A 16,365-nucleotide genomic window follows, 5' to 3' on the forward strand; every position below is an offset into this window, starting at 1 on the left:
CTCGCCTAGAGGCGAAATAAGCTGTTACTTAAACGCACAATACCCAAAAAGAAGAATTACCTTCAGCAATCAATCCATACTTTTTGAACCAAAAAAGTGTTGATACAAAATCGGCAATACAAACAACGTCAAGAACGTTGCTGTAATCAATCCCCCAATCACCACAATCGCCAATGGCCGTTGAATCTCCGCCCCCGGCCCTGTTGCAAACAACAGCGGAATCAAACCAAACGCGGTAATACTGGCGGTCATGAGTACTGGCCGCAATCGGCGTTTGGCGCCTTCATAAGCGATATGGCTCGCAGCCATGCCTTGCTCTGCCAGATGCTGGAAGTGGCTCACCATAACCACGCCATTAAGCACAGCAATGCCTAGCAGGGCAATAAAGCCAACGGAGGCGGGCACTGAGAGGTATTCACCCGATAACCACAACGCAAACACACCACCTATCATGGCGAACGGGATATTCGCGAGTACCAGCAGCGCTTTGGGGAATGAGCCAAAGGTCATGAATAGCAGCAGGGCAATCAGCACAATCGCGATCGGGATAACGATGCTGAGGCGCGCCGCGGCGCGTTGCTGGTTCTCGAACTGGCCGCCCCACACCAGCCAGTAGCCTTCGGGGAGTTTGACCTGTTGTGTGACTTTCTGTTTGGCTTCTTCGACAAAACTCACCAGGTCGCGGTCTTTGACGTTGGCGGTGACGACGACCATGCGGTTGCCGCGTTCACGGTCGATTTTGACCGGACCTTCTTCGCGCACAACATTCGCGACGCTGGAAAGTGGCACGGTGCCACCTTGTGGCAGTGCGAGCATGAGTTGGCTGAAGTCTGAAGCAGATTCACGCACGACCTGGCTGCCACGCAGCAGTATCGGCGTGCGGCGGTTGCCTTCGAGCACGATGCCCAGCAGTTTGCCTTCGAGCTGGCTTTGTAGCAGGGCGTTGATGTCGGCCACACTGAGCCCCAACCTGCCTGCGGCCACGCGGTCTATTTTTATTTGCAGGTATTGCACACCACTGTTTTGCGGTGTGTAGACATCCTGGTTGCCAGGGATGGACTCCAGTACCTTGATGATTTGCTGCGCTTTCTGATCGAGCACTTTGAGGTCCGTACCAAAAATCTTCAGGGCTAAATCTCCACGCACGCCAAGGATCATTTCATTGACGCGCATTTCGATTGGTTGCGTGAAGTTGTAATCCAGGCCGGGAATGCCGTGCATAACCTGACGTAGCTTCTCAATCAATGTTGCTTTGTCAGGCACCTGCCATTGATCGCGGGGTTTGAGCACCAGGAAGTTATCGCTCTGGTTGATACCCATCGGGTCCAGTCCGAGCTCATCTGAGCCCGCCCGAGAGTATACGCCCTGGATTTCCGGTACTTGCTGTAATAGGGTTTGCTGTAAGTGGCTGTCGGTGGCGACGCTTTGTGATAACGCAATGGATGGCAGTTTCTCTGTGCCGATAATGACGTCACCTTCGTCCATGGTGGGCATAAAGGTTTTGCCGATGAGCGGATATACCACCACCGTCAATGCCAGCAGGATAACTGCCACTATGAGTACGGGGCGTTTATGCTGCATGGCCGTGGCCAGGGTACGGGCGTACCAGCGATTGAGGTGGCGGATCAGCCACGGTTCTTCAGCGGCATGATCCTGTATCAGGAACGATGCCAGTACCGGGATGATGGTCAGTGACAGCAGCAGCGATGAGCCCAGCGCAAACATAATGCTCAGCGCAACCGGCGCGAACAGTTTGCCTTCCAGCCCTTGCAAGGTGAGCAGAGGGACAAATACGGTGATGATAATCACGATACCTGCACTGACCGGGATGCTGACTTCACGCATGGCGGCGACGATGATGTCGAGTTTGCTATGCTCTTTTGTGGCTGGCGCGTGAGCCAAATGCTCGACGATATTTTCCACTACCACCACGGCCGAGTCGACCAGCATACCGATGGCAATCGCCAGGCCGCCTAATGACATCAGGTTGGCTGATAGGCCGTATCGCTGCATCAGCCAAAACGTCGCCAGCATAGATAAGGGTAGCACGCAGGCCACGGTGAGCGCGGCACGCAGGTTGCCCAGGAATAATACCAGTAACACCAGCACCAGCACGACTGCTTCCATCAGCGCTTTATTGACGGTGTGCACGGCCTGCTCGACGAGGTTGCCGCGGTCATAAAATACTTCGATTTTGACACCTTGGGGCAGGGCAGGTGCCATTTCCGCCAGCTTGGCGCGCACACCTTCCACCACTTGCCGGGCGTTGGCGCCACGCAAGCCTAATACCAGGCCTTCCACCGCCTCACCTTTGCCATTGCGGCTGACCGCACCATAACGCGTTAACTCACCGATGCGCACTTCAGCGACATCAGCAATGCGTACCGGGCTGCCCAGGCGGCCATGCAATACGGTATTGCGCACATCCTCCAGGGTCTTGAAAGCACCTTCAGCGCGCACCAGCAGGGATTCTTCACCATCTTTAAGGCGTCCTGCCCCGTCGTTGCGGTTATTATCACTAATGGCCTGTTGCAACTCACTGAGCGCGATGCCACGCGCCTGCAATTTGGCATTGTCGGGCACGATTTCAAAACTACGGACCAGGCCACCCAGCGCATTCACATCGGCGACACCGGGCACAGTACGCAGGCGTGGGCGGATGACCCAGTCCAGCAGGGAGCGTTTTTCCTGCAAGCTGAGCTTGTCTGATTCAATGGTGAACATGAACATCTCGCCCAGTGGCGTGGTCATGGGCGCGATGCCGCCGGAAATCTCGGCTGGCAGGTTTGCCCAGGCGTTATTTAGCCGCTCGGTGACTTGCTGCCGTGCCCAGTAGATGTCGGTGCCATCTTCAAAGTCTATGGTGATATCGGTCAGCGCATATTTGGCCACTGCGCGCAAACTGGTCTGTTTGGGGATACCCAGCATCTCGACTTCAATCGGTGCGGTAATCCTCGTCTCGACTTCTTCCGGCGTCATGCCCGGAGATTTGATGATGATTTTTACCTGGGTCGACGAGACGTCTGGAAAAGCGTCAATCGGGATAGTTTGATAGGCGGTCCAGCCAGCAAACAACAAACCAATCGCGAAAACGCAGATAAGCACGCGTTGTTTGAGTGAAGTTTCAATTAGCCAATGTAACATGCTTATTCTCCACCCATGCCCAGCCAATGGCCTTTGAGTGCCGCCACGCCTTGTACGGCGATGGTTTCATTGCCGCGCAAATCCGCTTGTACCGTTAATTGCTGATCCTGCTCTAGCAAAACCTTGACCGGTGTGACCGCAATGCCTTTGCTTTGCTGCACAAAAACCACCGCCCGTTCACCTTGTCTGGCGACAGCACTTCTGGGCACGGCAAAACTGCCTTGCGTGGGTTGTGCAACCAACGCAACATCAACTATTTGCCCAACAGATAGTTGTTCCACCCCCTGGCTGATAGAGGCTCGCACTTGTGTGGTCTGGTTATTTTTATTCAATTGCCTTAATACAGTGTCGACTTTCGCGGTCAGGTTTTGTTTGGGTAAACGTACCGTGGTACTGGGGCTCAGTTGCTGCGCTTGCACAATTGGCACTTGTATCATCAGCCACAAAGGTTTCGGGTTGCTGATGGTGAAGATCGGCATCGCCATGTCTACGCGCGCGCCGACTTGCTGCTGCTGTTCCATAATCTGCCCGCTGATAGGCGCGATAATCGCCATGCCGTTTTGCATGCTGCGCTTTTGCGCCAGTTGTTGGACTTGGCTCTCGCTCATGCCTGCCAGTTTTAAGGTCTGTTTGCGTTCGTGCATCAATGCCTGGCTGGTTTCATAGGCGCTTTGTGTTTCCTGCATACGGCGCTGGGCGATGATGCCATCCTTGAACAATTCCTGATCGCGTTTGAGGGCTTGTTCGTGCAACCTGGCCTGGGTGTCGCTCTGCAAATAGTTGCTTTGCAAGGCCACTAAATCCGGACTGCTCAGCTGGCCGATGACCTGTCCTTGTTTGACACTATCGCCTACGCTGACGGTAAGTTTGGTGATCAGCCCACCCTGTGGCGCTGTGACCACGCGGGTTTGAGTCGGTGGCAACACCACTTCTGCCGGGTAATTGGCGGATAAACCTTCTTGCTGCGCTTGCAAATGTCCCCACTGCACCTGCATCTGTTTCAGTTGTGCCGGTGAGAGCGGTAACAGGGTGGCTGCCGATGTGTTCAACGACAGGCAAAGCGCGCTAATTAAAAACAGAATTCTTTTCATGGTAGGACTCCTACGGCCTGGTTGTATTTGGCAATATTCCATTGCACTTGTAGCTGCTGGCTGCTCAAGCTGCGGTCAGCTTCAAAGGCCAGTAATTGCAAGCGTAATAATTGGTTGAGATCGAGTTCGCCTAAACGGTAGGCTTTGCGTGCCAGGGCTGCATTTTCGCTGGCGATGGCTTGTTGCTGTTGAATCAGGGTGAGTTCCTGACGGCTGACATGCAGGTTATGCTCGGCTTCGTGCAGGTTGTTTTCCAGCTGGCGGCGCAAGGTCTCCAGCTGGGTGCGCGCGTCGCCTATGTTTTGCTCCGCATTGGCTAACAGTGGTGCGCGCTGCACTTCACTTTGCAGCGGAATATTGATCGCCACGCCCATGCTCGAGTTATAGGCATAATCAAAGCCGCCCTGGATGGTACGTGTACTGAGCGTGAGCTGCGGATTTTGCCGTTGCTCAATTGCGGTTAAGTCACGCTGGCCTTCTGCCAGTTTGAGCCTGGCTTGTGCGGCTTGCCAGTAAGGCGAGTCGGCGTAGTCTTCACGCGTAGACAACGGTTCTTCCAGTTTGGCAGGCATTTCACTCAGCCCGGTGAGTTGCTGATAGCGGAACTGCGCATGCATGAGTTCGGCATGCGCGGTTACGCGCTGGCGTTCGGCTTGCAAGGTTTCCTGTTCGGCCTGCATCACGTCCAGTCTGGCTACTTCACCGGCCTTAAAGCGTTTTTGCACGTCTTCGGCAATGCTGCGCATGGTCTCGCGGCGGTTTTCCACCAGGCTCACGTCATTGCGGCGCAAAGCGATATCCCACACAGCATTGCGTAGCAGATCTGCGGCCAGTTGCTGCAAGCCAGCGCGGTCTTGTGACAGGCTGTCGTCAGCCAGGCTGGCGACCTGGCTGCGCGCCTGGCGCTGGCCGGGTAACCAGATAGGGATCTGCATTTGCGCCTGCCACTCACGCTCGTCACGATTGCTCATGAGGGCATCGTTTTGATGTGAAAAGCCGACAGAAGGGGCTTGTGGCAACCAGCTATTGGCCATGGTTCGGCGTGCCTGCACCATTTGCTGGTGGGCGGCCAGCAAGGACTGTTGCGGGTGGATAGCAACTACCTGCTGCAATACTTCATGCAGGCTTAAACGCGGGTTGGCTGAAACGGTATCCTCGTGATCGCTGGCCAGATTGGCCATACTTCCGGCGATGGCAGGCGTTGCATAGCCCATCATTAGCCATACGCAGCATGCGATTAACCGGGAGTGAAGCACTCCCTGATATAAATGAAACATAGATTCTCCTGAACAAAACAGGCAAACGGATGGCAGATGCCAACCGCTGCAACAAGGTTAAGTTCAGGCGTGTGGTGGGCCGCGAGGGCTGTGGCGGGTAAGTGGGGATTGAAGTCGTGACCAGTCGACTTGCTGTCGCTGGTATTGGTGACGTGGCACCAGTAGACACAAGGACAGCAAGCATAGGACGGGCAGCAGGGCGGCTAGCCAGAGGCTGGCGTAAGCATCGATCAAGGATAACAGTGTATTGCTTTCACTGATGGCTTGGCCCAGGCCTATGATCTGGCCATGCGATTTGCTGGAATGCATATGCCAGTGAAACGGATGCTTGGCATCCTGTGCTTCGGCATGCAGGGCGGGAATATCCACCATATGCATATGCGGCCCATCATCGGCCGCGGTGTCGCCTGCGGCATGGGCGTGCAACAGCGGCGCGATGGTTTGCAGCAAGGCAAACCATAACGTCAGCAACAATACCCATGTGCGATAGGATTTCATGTGTCTAATCTATCAAACTTTGCGTGATGCCACAATCGCAAAAAACCGTAAAAAAACCATTCAACTCTTTCAACGGCGCTGCAATGCGATTTCTTAACCCTGTCTGAATCAGGTAAAATATTCGTTTTACAATCAAACGGATCAGGCGCGATGGTGCTGACCTTTCAACAAATTATTTTAAAGCTTCAGGAATACTGGGACAAACAAGGCTGCACTTTGTTGCAACCTTACGATATGGAAGTGGGCGCAGGCACCAGCCACACTGCAACTTTCTTACGCGCATTGGGCCCTGAGCCCTGGAAAGCTGCCTATGTACAGCCCAGCCGCCGCCCGAAAGATGGCCGTTATGGTGAGAACCCTAACCGTCTGCAACATTACTACCAATACCAGGTGGTGTTGAAACCTGCGCCGGCCAATATCCTCGAACTCTATCTGGGTTCACTGGAAGCACTCGGTTTTAACCTGCAGGAAAACGATATCCGCTTTGTCGAAGATGACTGGGAAAACCCGACGTTGGGCGCCTGGGGCCTGGGCTGGGAAGTCTGGCTCAATGGTATGGAAGTGACGCAGTTTACCTACTTCCAGCAAGTAGGCGGCATTAACTGTAAGCCGATTACCGGCGAGATTACTTATGGCCTGGAGCGTTTGGCCATGTATCTGCAAGGCGTAGAGAATGTTTATGACCTGGAATACTCGCCCGGTGTGAAATATGGGGATGTGTTTCACCAGAACGAAGTTGAGCAGTCGACGTATAACTTTGAGCACTCGGATGCTGACTTCCTGTTCACTGCGTTTAATGCTTATGAAAAACAGGCCAAGCACCTGATGGAAGTAAAACTGGCTTTACCTGCTTACGAGCAAGTATTGAAAGCGGCGCATACCTTTAACCTGCTGGATGCGCGTGGTGCCATTTCCGTTACCGAGCGTGCGGCTTATATTGGCCGTATCCGTAACCTGGCCCGCGCTGTGGCCGCCAGTTACCTCGATAGCCGCGCCCGACTGGGCTTCCCGATGGCACCTAAAGCCTGGGCTGATGAAGTCATCGCCAAAATTGAGAGCGAACAAGCCGAACAAAACAAGAAAGCCGCCGCATGAGTACCCGCAACCTGTTAGTTGAATTATTTGTAGAAGAGCTGCCACCAAAAGTATTGAAAAAACTGGGCGAATCTTTCAGTGGCGTGTTGGCAGAAAGCTTAACGGCCTCTGGTTTGCTGGTGGATGGTACGGTCACAACGTTTGCCTCCCCGCGTCGTTTAGCGGCGCATATCACTAATGTGTCTGCCAAAGCAGCAGACAAGCAAGTCGCGCAAAAGCTGATGCCCGCCACCGTGGGCCTGGATGCCAATGGCAACGCGACGCCTGCTTTGCTGAAGAAATTGCAGGCATTGGGTGAGGATGAAAGCGCAGTTGCCAAGCTGCGCAAAGAGCACGACGGCAAGGCCGATATCCTGTTCCTGGATGCTACGCAAGCTGGGGCAACATTGTCCGAGGGTTTGCAAAAGGCCATTGATGAGGCGTTGGCAAAATTGCCTATTCCTAAAGTCATGACCTATCAAATCAATGATGGCTGGCAGAGCGTGAATTTTGTGCGTCCGGCACATGGCCTGGTGGCCTTGCATGGCAACGAGGTCGTGCCGATCTCAGTATTAGGCTTATCTGCGGGCAACACCACACAAGGGCATCGCTTCGAGGCGAAGCAGCCTGTGGTCACGCTCACCTCTGCCGATACCTATGCCCAGCAATTGGCGGACGAAGGGGCGGTGATTGCCAGTTTTGATGCGCGTCGTGCCGAAATTGTAAAGCAGCTGCAAGCTGCGGCTGATAAACAGGGCCTGAAGCCGATTGAAGACGATGCCTTATTGGATGAAGTCACTGCGCTGGTGGAACGTCCTAACGTATTGCTCGGCCAGTTTGAAGAAGAGTTCCTGGCCGTGCCGCAAGAGTGCCTGATCCTGACCATGAAGGCCAACCAGAAATACTTCCCGTTGCTGGATGCGAGTGGCAAACTGACGAATAAATTTTTAATCGTCTCTAACATCAATCCAGCCGATGCCAGTAAGGTCATTGGTGGTAATGAGCGTGTGGTGCGTCCACGTTTGGCCGATGCTAAATTCTTCTTCGACCAGGACCGTAAGAAGACGCTGGAAAGCCGTTTGCCAGGCCTGGGTAAGGTGGTTTACCACAACAAACTCGGCTCACAAGGTGAGCGCAATGAGCGCGTGGTGGCGATTGCTTCTGCCATTGCCCAGCAGATTGGTGGTGACGGTTTTGTCGCTAAAGTGGCACAAGCCGCACGTTTGTCCAAAATTGACTTGCTGACCGATATGGTCGGTGAGTTCCCCGAGTTGCAGGGCATTATGGGCCGTTACTACGCCCAGCATGAAGGCTTGGCCGATGACGTGGCCTATGCGATTGAAGACCATTACCGTCCACGCTTTGCCGGTGACGAATTACCGCGTAGCCAGGTCGGTGTGGTCGTGGCTTTGGCCGATAAACTGGAAACGCTGGTTGGCCTGTTCAGCATCGGTGAAAAACCGACGGGTGACAAGGATCCGTTTGCCTTGCGTAGGCAGGCACTGGGCATTTTGCGCATGCTGATGGAAACCGATTTGCCATTAGCTTTTGACCAGTTGATTGCACAAACCCTGAGTGTGTTTAATGGTAGCCAAGAAGTGGCTGAAGCTATCAAAGCCTTCTGTTTTGACCGCTTGGCGGTGAACCTGCGTGACCAGGGCGCGAGTGCGCAAGAAGTCGATGCGGTATTGTCATTGTCACCGAATCAGTTGGCTGAAGTGCCTCGTCGTTTGAGCGCGGTACAGGCGTTTGCCAACCTGGCCGAAGCACCAGCATTGGCGGCTGCTAACAAGCGTGTGTCTAATATCCTGAAAAAGGTGGAAGGCGACGTGAAAGCCGAAGTGAAGGCTGAGTTATTGCAAGAGCCTGCTGAACAAGCCTTGCATCAGGCGCTGGTAGCGACCAAGCCTAAAGCAGATCAGCTGTTTGAAACCGGCGATTACACGGGTTCTTTACAAGCGCTGGCGGTGTTGAAGGCCCCAGTCGATACGTTCTTTGATGCCGTGATGGTGAATGCAGATGATCCGGCATTAAAAGCCAATCGTCTGGGCTTGCTGGCGACCTTGCATCAGGCCATGAATCGTGTCGCTGACTTGTCCAAGTTGGCCAGTTAACCTCTTGCCGTCAGGAGTTTATGCATGAAATTAGTCATTCTTGACCGTGACGGCGTGATTAACCGCGACAGCGCGACCTTTATCAAGAATCCCAACGAGTGGATTCCGATTCCTGGCAGCCTGGAAGCGATTGCGCGGCTCAATCAGCATGGTTATCGCGTAGCCGTGGCGACCAATCAATCCGGCATTGCGCGTGGCTATTTCGATATGGCCACGCTGAATGCCATTCACGACAAAATGCATAAAGCGCTGGCGCAAGTGGGCGGCCGCATTGATGCCGTGTTTTACTGCCCGCATGCCGCCGACGATCATTGCGATTGCCGCAAGCCCAATACCGGTATGCTGGAGGAGATCAGCCGCCGTTTTAATGTCGAGCTGACCAGGGTGCCTGGGGTAGGCGATGCGTTGCGAGACTTGCAGGCGTTTGCCAAAGCCGGTTGTCAGCCCTACCTGGTGCGCACGGGTAAGGGCGAAGAAACCTATAACCTGGCTGATGTCCCCGAGAGTACCATCGTTGTTGCCGATCTGGCGGCGGCTGTTCAAGACATTATTGCAGGTGACAAATAATGCAAAAAGCCGTGTTGTATGTGCGCGCCTTGCTGTTTTATGTGGGGTTGTTTGCACTGACAATTCCATTTTCATTACTGGCGATTTTGCTGATTCCGCTACCGGCAGTGACGCGTTCGCGTTGGGTCAGTGGCTGGGCGTATAGTGTATTGTGGTGGCTCAAGGTGACGTGCAATTTGCATTATGAAGTGACCGGGCGTGAGCATATTCCTGCCAGCGCGCATATTATTCTGGCTAAACATCAGTCCGCCTGGGAGACCATAGGCTTGCAGTGTATTTTTCCGCCGCAAATCTGGGTGATGAAAAAAGAGTTGCTGATGATCCCTTTTCTGGGCTGGGCATTCTGGGCGCTGGATGCGATCCCCATTGACCGCAGTGCTGGCCGCGAGGCATTGAAAAAACTGGTCAACAATGGCAAAGACCGTTTGCGGCAAGGGTTAAGTGTGGTGATTTTTCCGGAAGGTACGCGTACGGCACCTGGCCATCGTGGTAAATATCATATCGGTGGTGCCTGGCTGGCATCGCATAGCGAAACCACCGTAGTGCCGGTCGCACATAATGCCGGGCGCTTCTGGCGCAAAAATTCCATCCTTAAATATCCAGGTGTGATCCAGGTGGTCATCGGCCAGCCAATTGATACCAAAGGCCTCAAGCCCGATGCGGTCAATAAACAGGTTGAAGACTGGATTGAAGCCGAGATGCTGAACCTGTGATTGAGCAACGCTTGCAATTGCCCAATGGGCAAAGCATCCAATACCTGCTCGACCTGCGCGCACGCAGAACCATCGGCCTTAAAATCACCGCCAATGGCCTGGTGGTACACGCCCCAAAACGTATTTCAGCCACGCAGCTGCAGCAAGTCCTATTAGAAAAATCCGGCTGGATACAGCAAAAGCTGGCCTTGCGTGAAGCCAATCAGGTCGCGCCCATGCAATGGCAGGATGGCGAGCCGCTGTTATTTATGGGGCAGGATATCGTGTTGACGCTACAACACCATGCCACCAATAAAGCGGTGACGCTACAAGGCAACCAGTTGTTGGTCAGGTCGCCGCAGATCGACCAGCCAGCCTTTGTCGCACGCAAAGTATTGCAATGGTACGCGCAACAAGCGCTACCGGATTTTACGCGTAGGGTAGAACTTATCGCCGCGCAAATGGGCGAGAAAGTCAGCGCCGTCGGGCTTTCCAATGCCAAGTCGCGCTGGGGCAGTTGCAATAGCCGCAAGCAAATCCGCTTGAACTGGCGCTTGATTCAAGCGCCGCCCCATGTCATTCAATATGTCGTTTGCCACGAAATGGCACATTTGAAAGAAATGAACCATTCGGCCAGGTTTTATGCCGTACAGGCCAGCCTGTTCCCACGCTATGTGCAGGCCGAGAAGGATTTAAAAGCGCTGTCGCCAATATTGCATCGTATGGCCTGAGTGTATTGCCGTTTACCTGGCTTTTTTGATTTCGGCCACTAGCTGGTCGAGTACGATTCCCCAACCCTCCTGAAATCCCATGGCTTCGTGACGTTGTTTAGACGTGGCATCTGCATGCAAGGCGTACGCTGTATATAACGTCCCGCGAGCTGTAGGCGTCAATACAATGCTGGCCGTCATCATCAGTTCAGCACACTCATGTCCAGGCGTTTGCTCGGGAATTTTTACCGGCCTGAAGTCGGCTTCAAGGGCATTAGTCCAAGTCAATTTCTGGTTGGGGATGACCTCCAGATAGCAGCCTCTGTTAGGGAAACTCTGCCCTTCCGGAGATTGCATCGTGGTGCGGAAGACTCCGCCTGGCCGCAGGTCGATTTCGCAGTCTACTGTTTTCCAGGGGCGTGGACAGAACCAGGTTTTAAGGTGCTCAGGCGTTGTCCACGCCTGCCAGATTTCCGCTGGGGATACATCGACTTCTCTTTCCAAAACCAGGTCGAGAGCCGGATTAAGCGTGATCGACATTTCATTTCTCCTCATGGGTAAATAGGCTGTCAAAGCTGGTCTATAAAAACAGACCTTTTTCAATGTTTAAAGTTTGGTGGGGGATGTGTTTGCCTGCCTGTTTGCTAGCCAGATACCGCAAAAGATGGTCAGCATGCCCATCAGTTGATAGCCATGAAAAGGCTCTTTTAACAGCAGGCTGGAAAGCAGCGAGCCAAAAATCGGCATGGCATGAATAAAGACACTGGCACGCACCGAGCCCACCAGACTGACCGCTTTTGCATAGGCTAGAAAGGCAATCACTGACGGGAAAATGCCGATATATAGCAGCGTCCATATGGTCTGCGCGTGCTCGATATGGGCAGTGGTGGTTTGGCTTTCCCAAACATAGAGCGGTAGCAGCAATGCTAAAGCGATGAGCACCTGGCAGAGCATCAGTCCGCTGCGGTCTATCGTGGCAGGAATCTGTTTCAGCCACACAGTGAATAGTGCCCAGCAAATCATGGCTAAAAAGATAATTATGTCGCCGGGTGCAAAGGCCAGTGTGAGTAGTACCTGCAAATCGCCGTGAGACACGACGGTGAGTACACCAGCGAGTGAAACCAGTAGCCCGAATAATTGATTGCCCGGCAAATGTTGCCGATAAAGCAGAAAGCCAAAAATTGCCACCAGGAATGGAATAAATGAATTAAGGATAATGCCATTGGTGGCGCTGGTCGTGTGCAAGCCCCAATATACCAGCAAGTTAAAGGTGGCAACGCCAGTAACAGCTGTGCCCAGCACGTGCCAGCGATAAGCCAGGTAGTGGGTGCGATCACGTAAAAAAGGCTTGAGTGCAAACGGTAGCAGGCAGAGTGTGGCAAGCCCCCAGCGGATCAGTGATAACGCCACTGGCGGGACATCGGCGCTGACAGCGCGCCCGGCGATAAAGTTACCGGCCCAGAACAGCGGCGGTAGCAATAGTAGAACTAATGTGCGCCAGTCTAATTTGGTGTTTGAGGGGTTTGCCATGCCTATGAGGGAATGATGGACAAGCGCAGATTGTAGTAGGCAATGCGGCTAGCAGCAAAGCATGTTTGGTGAAATAAAAAGGGGCCGAAGCCCCTTTTTTTGAAACTGGATGAATCAGGCAGCGCCCAATTGTACGGGTGTTAACTGAATCAGTTTTTTAACCAGGCCAGGATGCTGTTCTGCGTGCGCTTCTTTCAGGCAGGCCTTCGCGCAGCTGGCACATTTGCCGCATTCCGCTCCAACGCCTAATTGTTCTTTCAAATGCTTCACGGTTTTTGCACCATTTCTCACCGCCTGGTGAACTTGACGCTCAGTTACTGCATTACACACGCAAACGTACATATTGCCTCTCTAGGATTACTAATGATAATTATTATCATTTATTGAGAGTTTGTCAAGGTTAAATTGGTTCCTGACAGCCAAGAAAAAAGCCGCTTTCGCGGCTTAATTCAACAGCTTATATGCAGGCCGGGGGTTAGTCGGACTCAATCTGCGATTGCAGGTAATTTGGCAAGGTCACGTCTGTGATCAGGCGTTGCTGGGTTTCCAGCCAGTCGACGGCTTCTTCGCAGGCTTCCAGCAACTCGGTCAGCAAATCGCGCGTCACGTAGTCTTGCAGTTTTTCTGCTTCAGCAATGGCTTCTACCAGTTGCGGGTGTTGCACTTCTTTTTCGAAGCTGAGGTCGCCTTGCAGGCACTCCACCACGTCTTCGCCAATCAGCAACTTGCCCAGGTTTTGCAAGTTGGGCAGACCATCCAGAAACAAAATGCGTTCAATCACTTCATCGGCTTCTTTCATCACGCGGATGGATTGCTTGTATTGGTAATCGTTGAGTTTTTCCAAACCCCATTTTTTAAACATGCGCGCATGTAAAAAGTACTGGTTAATTGAGGTCAGTTGATTTTTAAGCACCTTGTTTAAGGTGACGATGATTTGTTTATCGCCTTTCATGCGAACTCCTTATCCTGCCGCCGGGCTGTTATTCATTTGGCTTTGGCAGTAGTTTTCCATGCCGACCAGTTTGATCAGGCTCAGTTGTTTTTCGAGCCAGTAAGCATGATCCATTTCGGTGTCATCCAGCTGCACCAGCAGCATTTCGCGGCTGACGAAGTCCTGTGCTTGCTCACAAGCCTCAATGGCTTTTTTCAGGTGTTTGACCACGGTATATTCCAGCGCCAGGTCAGACTCCAGCATGGACTTCACGTCTTTGCCAATGTTGAGCGCATCGCGCTTGGCCAGGTTGGGTTTGCCTTCGAGGAACAGAATGCGTTGGATTAGTGCGCGAGCATGCTCACGTTCATGTAAGGACTCATGCAGAATGCGCTCTGAGATCACGCTCAGGCCCATGTCAGCATACATTTCACCGTGAATGAGGTATTGGTCGGTGGCGGATAATTCGCCCGCCAGCAGGTCATTCAAAATGTCTATAATTTTTTTATCGCCTTTCATTGTCGGCTCCTGTGTGCATTTTTGATGCAGCCATCATACAGGAAAACAGAAATGATGCAATTAAAAATATTAACGTAACTATTTGATTTTAAATGGTATTTTAAATAAAAATCTAAATGAAAATCGTTCTTGATGTGGTTGGAGGGAGGGGTTCCTGACAGCATTCAAGGCTTACAGCAACAACTGTAAATCATGGGCAATATTTTCCGGTTTTTCGCCATAACCGAGGTAGATACGCGGTGCGCCGGTTTTATCAAAGACATACAGGCCTGCGCTGTGGTCCATGGTGTAGCCGGATTTGCCCGGCTCGCTGACTTTGGCGGCATACACTTTGTATTCACTTAGGTTGGCGGCGACTTCGGCTTCTGTGCCGCGCAAGCCGATAAATCGCGGGTCAAAGCCCGGCACAAACTGCGCCAGCACTTCCTGTGTGTCACGTTCCGGGTCGACTGTGACAAACAGCACCTGCACGTCGTTGGATTTTTCTCCCAGTAATTGCATGGTTTTTTTCAGGTCAGACATGGTGGTCGGACAAACGTCAGGACAATGCGTGTAACCAAAGAACAGCACTACCACCTTGCCTTTAAAGTCATTCATGCTGCGCAACGTGCCGGTATGGTCGGTCAGGGACAGCGGCTTGCCAAACTGGGTGCCGGTCAAATCGGTGCCGATAAAACTGGCAGAACCGCCTTGCTGGCAGGCGGTCAATAGTGTGGCCAGCAGTACGAAGGCCAGGTAAACCCACTTAAAACGCAGTTGCATGCAAAAAATCCTTGTAAATCATCATTGAAATGGATTCTAGCATAGGCGAAAAGGGCGCAGATTAGTTTACAATACTGGTTTTTGATGACTGACGGATTAAGGGCGAGTTTAAATGGCAATACCGAGTTCGATGGCAGACCGTGACGGCGTTATCTGGTACGACGGCAAAATGGTCAACTGGCGTGATGCCACTACCCACGTGTTAACCCACACTTTGCACTATGGCATGGGCGTGTTTGAAGGCGTGCGCGCCTACAAAACTGACAAAGGCACCGCTATTTTCCGCCTGAAAGAGCATACCGACCGCTTATTCCGCAGCGCGCATATTCTGGGCATGAAAATGCCGTTTGATAAAGAGACGATCTCTGAAGCGCAAAAAGCTGCGGTGCGTGAAAACAAACTTGAATCTGCCTACCTGCGCCCAATGGCGTTTTACGGTGCAGAAGCCATGGGTATTTCTGCCAAAACCTTGTCCACGCACGTGATTGTCGGCGCCTGGAGCTGGGGTGCATACATGGGTGAAGAAGCCATCACCAAAGGTATCCGCGTGAAGACGTCTTCATTTGCACGTCACCACGTCAACATCACCATGTGTAAGGCCAAGGCCAACGGCAACTACATGAACAGCATCCTGGCCCACCAGGAAGCCGCACAAGATGGTTACCAGGAAGCCTTGTTGCTGGACGTAGACGGTTTCGTCGCTGAAGGTTCCGGTGAAAACATTTTCATCATCCGTAACGGCAAGCTGTATACGCCAGACCTGACCTCGGCGCTGGAAGGCATCACCCGCGACACCATCATCCACCTGGCGAAAGTCGAGCTGGGCCTGGAAGTGATCGAAAAACGCATTACGCGTGATGAAGTGTATAGCGCTGACGAAGCCTTCTTTACCGGCACCGCTGCTGAAGTCACACCTATCCGTGAACTGGATAACCGTGCGATTGGCGAAGGCACTCGTGGCCCGATCACCGAAAAACTGCAAAGCCTGTATTTCGATGTGGTGAAAGGCAAAAATGCCAAGTACGCACATTGGCTGACATTGGTTTAATTTATAAGGTTTAATCAATTACGCGCCTGTTTGCTGGAGAGTTTGAATGTCTGATGTCAAAGAGTTTGAAGTAGACGGCAAAGACTTGCCATTGCATTGCCCAACCAAAGATACGCCTTTATGGGATGCACATCCAAGAGTGTTTTTGGATGTGGCGAAAACCGGGCAGGTGTCTTGTCCGTATTGCGGGGCTAAATATAAGTTGAAGCCGGGGACGCAGGTGCATCACCATTAAGTAGAAAAACCCACGCATTGCGTGGGTTTTTTGTTGGTGGGGTTTGCATGTGAGTTGGGGCGCTTGAAAAGGTAATTCTTAGGTGTGTGTTTTGGTTGGGAGGTTTCTTTTCGCCTTTCCGGCGACCATTCTTTCTTATGCTTGTCCATAAGAAAGAAGGCAAAGAACAAGAC

General features: G+C 52.6%; 17 protein-coding genes. 7 read left to right on the plus strand and 10 right to left on the minus strand.

All coding sequences use genetic code 11. The features are described 5' to 3' along the window. Positions 1-69 precede the first annotated feature (69 nt). From B3355_RS03910 to B3355_RS03925, 4 genes are all read right to left on the minus strand, one after another. The gene (locus B3355_RS03910) at positions 70-3,144 is read right to left on the minus strand and encodes an efflux RND transporter permease subunit (protein WP_292780370.1); all 3,075 of its coding nucleotides are present in this window, start codon (positions 3,142-3,144) and stop codon (positions 70-72) included. Between the two features lie 2 nt (positions 3,145-3,146). Continuing rightward, positions 3,147-4,235 (minus strand): efflux RND transporter periplasmic adaptor subunit, encoded by a 1,089-nt coding sequence (locus B3355_RS03915; RefSeq protein ID WP_292780373.1) that lies wholly within the window; start codon positions 4,233-4,235, stop codon positions 3,147-3,149. After that, positions 4,232-5,452, minus strand: a complete 1,221-nt coding sequence (locus B3355_RS03920; protein WP_292780376.1) for a TolC family protein — start codon at positions 5,450-5,452, stop codon at positions 4,232-4,234. The genes B3355_RS03915 and B3355_RS03920 overlap by 4 nt, the downstream gene beginning before the upstream one ends. 123 nt (positions 5,453-5,575) lie before the next feature. Further along, positions 5,576-6,010, minus strand: a complete 435-nt coding sequence (locus tag B3355_RS03925) for a hypothetical protein (RefSeq protein WP_292780379.1) — start codon at positions 6,008-6,010, stop codon at positions 5,576-5,578. 153 nt (positions 6,011-6,163) lie between these two features. Here B3355_RS03925 and glyQ point away from each other — a divergent pair, with 153 nt between their 5' ends. From glyQ to B3355_RS03950, 5 genes are read left to right on the plus strand one after another with little or no spacing between them, the layout of a single operon-like run. Then, positions 6,164-7,105 (plus strand): glycine--tRNA ligase subunit alpha, encoded by a 942-nt coding sequence (glyQ, locus tag B3355_RS03930; protein WP_024930667.1) that lies wholly within the window; start codon positions 6,164-6,166, stop codon positions 7,103-7,105. Then, positions 7,102-9,198, plus strand: coding sequence for a glycine--tRNA ligase subunit beta (glyS, locus tag B3355_RS03935; protein ID WP_292780382.1), 2,097 nt, complete (start codon positions 7,102-7,104; stop codon positions 9,196-9,198). The genes glyQ and glyS overlap by 4 nt, the downstream gene beginning before the upstream one ends. 24 nt (positions 9,199-9,222) lie before the next feature. Further along, on the plus strand, positions 9,223-9,765 hold the full coding sequence (gene gmhB / locus B3355_RS03940; protein ID WP_292780385.1) for a D-glycero-beta-D-manno-heptose 1,7-bisphosphate 7-phosphatase: 543 nt from the start codon (positions 9,223-9,225) through the stop codon (positions 9,763-9,765). Then, on the plus strand, positions 9,765-10,478 hold the full coding sequence (locus tag B3355_RS03945) for a lysophospholipid acyltransferase family protein (protein ID WP_292780388.1): 714 nt from the start codon (positions 9,765-9,767) through the stop codon (positions 10,476-10,478). Before gmhB ends, B3355_RS03945 begins: the two co-directional genes overlap by 1 nt. After that, on the plus strand, positions 10,475-11,188 hold the full coding sequence (locus B3355_RS03950) for a M48 family metallopeptidase (protein ID WP_292780391.1): 714 nt from the start codon (positions 10,475-10,477) through the stop codon (positions 11,186-11,188). The genes B3355_RS03945 and B3355_RS03950 overlap by 4 nt, the downstream gene beginning before the upstream one ends. 12 nt (positions 11,189-11,200) lie before the next feature. Here the strand turns inward: B3355_RS03950 and B3355_RS03955 are convergent, their stop codons facing one another. From B3355_RS03955 to B3355_RS03980, 6 genes are all read right to left on the minus strand, one after another. Then, positions 11,201-11,707: an SRPBCC family protein gene (locus B3355_RS03955; protein WP_047516379.1), complete on the minus strand. Its 507-nt coding sequence runs from the start codon at positions 11,705-11,707 to the stop codon at positions 11,201-11,203. A gap of 66 nt (positions 11,708-11,773) precedes the next feature. Beyond that, complete coding sequence (locus tag B3355_RS03960; protein ID WP_292780398.1) at positions 11,774-12,697, minus strand: DMT family transporter; 924 nt, start codon at positions 12,695-12,697, stop codon at positions 11,774-11,776. Between the two features lie 114 nt (positions 12,698-12,811). Continuing rightward, complete coding sequence (locus B3355_RS03965; protein WP_019883336.1) at positions 12,812-13,039, minus strand: (2Fe-2S)-binding protein; 228 nt, start codon at positions 13,037-13,039, stop codon at positions 12,812-12,814. A 133-nt stretch (positions 13,040-13,172) separates the two neighbouring features. Further along, entirely contained in the window at positions 13,173-13,649 is a 477-nt protein-coding gene (gene bfr, locus B3355_RS03970; protein ID WP_047516383.1) for a bacterioferritin, read from the minus strand. A gap of 9 nt (positions 13,650-13,658) precedes the next feature. Next, complete coding sequence (bfr, locus tag B3355_RS03975; RefSeq protein ID WP_047516385.1) at positions 13,659-14,147, minus strand: bacterioferritin; 489 nt, start codon at positions 14,145-14,147, stop codon at positions 13,659-13,661. A 171-nt stretch (positions 14,148-14,318) separates the two neighbouring features. After that, positions 14,319-14,909 (minus strand): SCO family protein, encoded by a 591-nt coding sequence (locus tag B3355_RS03980; RefSeq protein ID WP_292780408.1) that lies wholly within the window; start codon positions 14,907-14,909, stop codon positions 14,319-14,321. A 130-nt stretch (positions 14,910-15,039) separates the two neighbouring features. Here B3355_RS03980 and B3355_RS03985 point away from each other — a divergent pair, with 130 nt between their 5' ends. Both B3355_RS03985 and B3355_RS03990 read left to right on the plus strand, forming a co-directional pair. After that, entirely contained in the window at positions 15,040-15,957 is a 918-nt protein-coding gene (locus tag B3355_RS03985; protein ID WP_019883331.1) for a branched-chain amino acid transaminase, read from the plus strand. A 46-nt stretch (positions 15,958-16,003) separates the two neighbouring features. Beyond that, positions 16,004-16,192 (plus strand): zinc-finger domain-containing protein, encoded by a 189-nt coding sequence (locus tag B3355_RS03990; RefSeq protein ID WP_019883330.1) that lies wholly within the window; start codon positions 16,004-16,006, stop codon positions 16,190-16,192. Positions 16,193-16,365 lie beyond the last annotated feature (173 nt).

This window comes from Methylophilus sp. UBA6697, assembly GCF_002454655.1.
In the GTDB taxonomy this organism is placed as follows: domain Bacteria; phylum Pseudomonadota; class Gammaproteobacteria; order Burkholderiales; family Methylophilaceae; genus Methylophilus.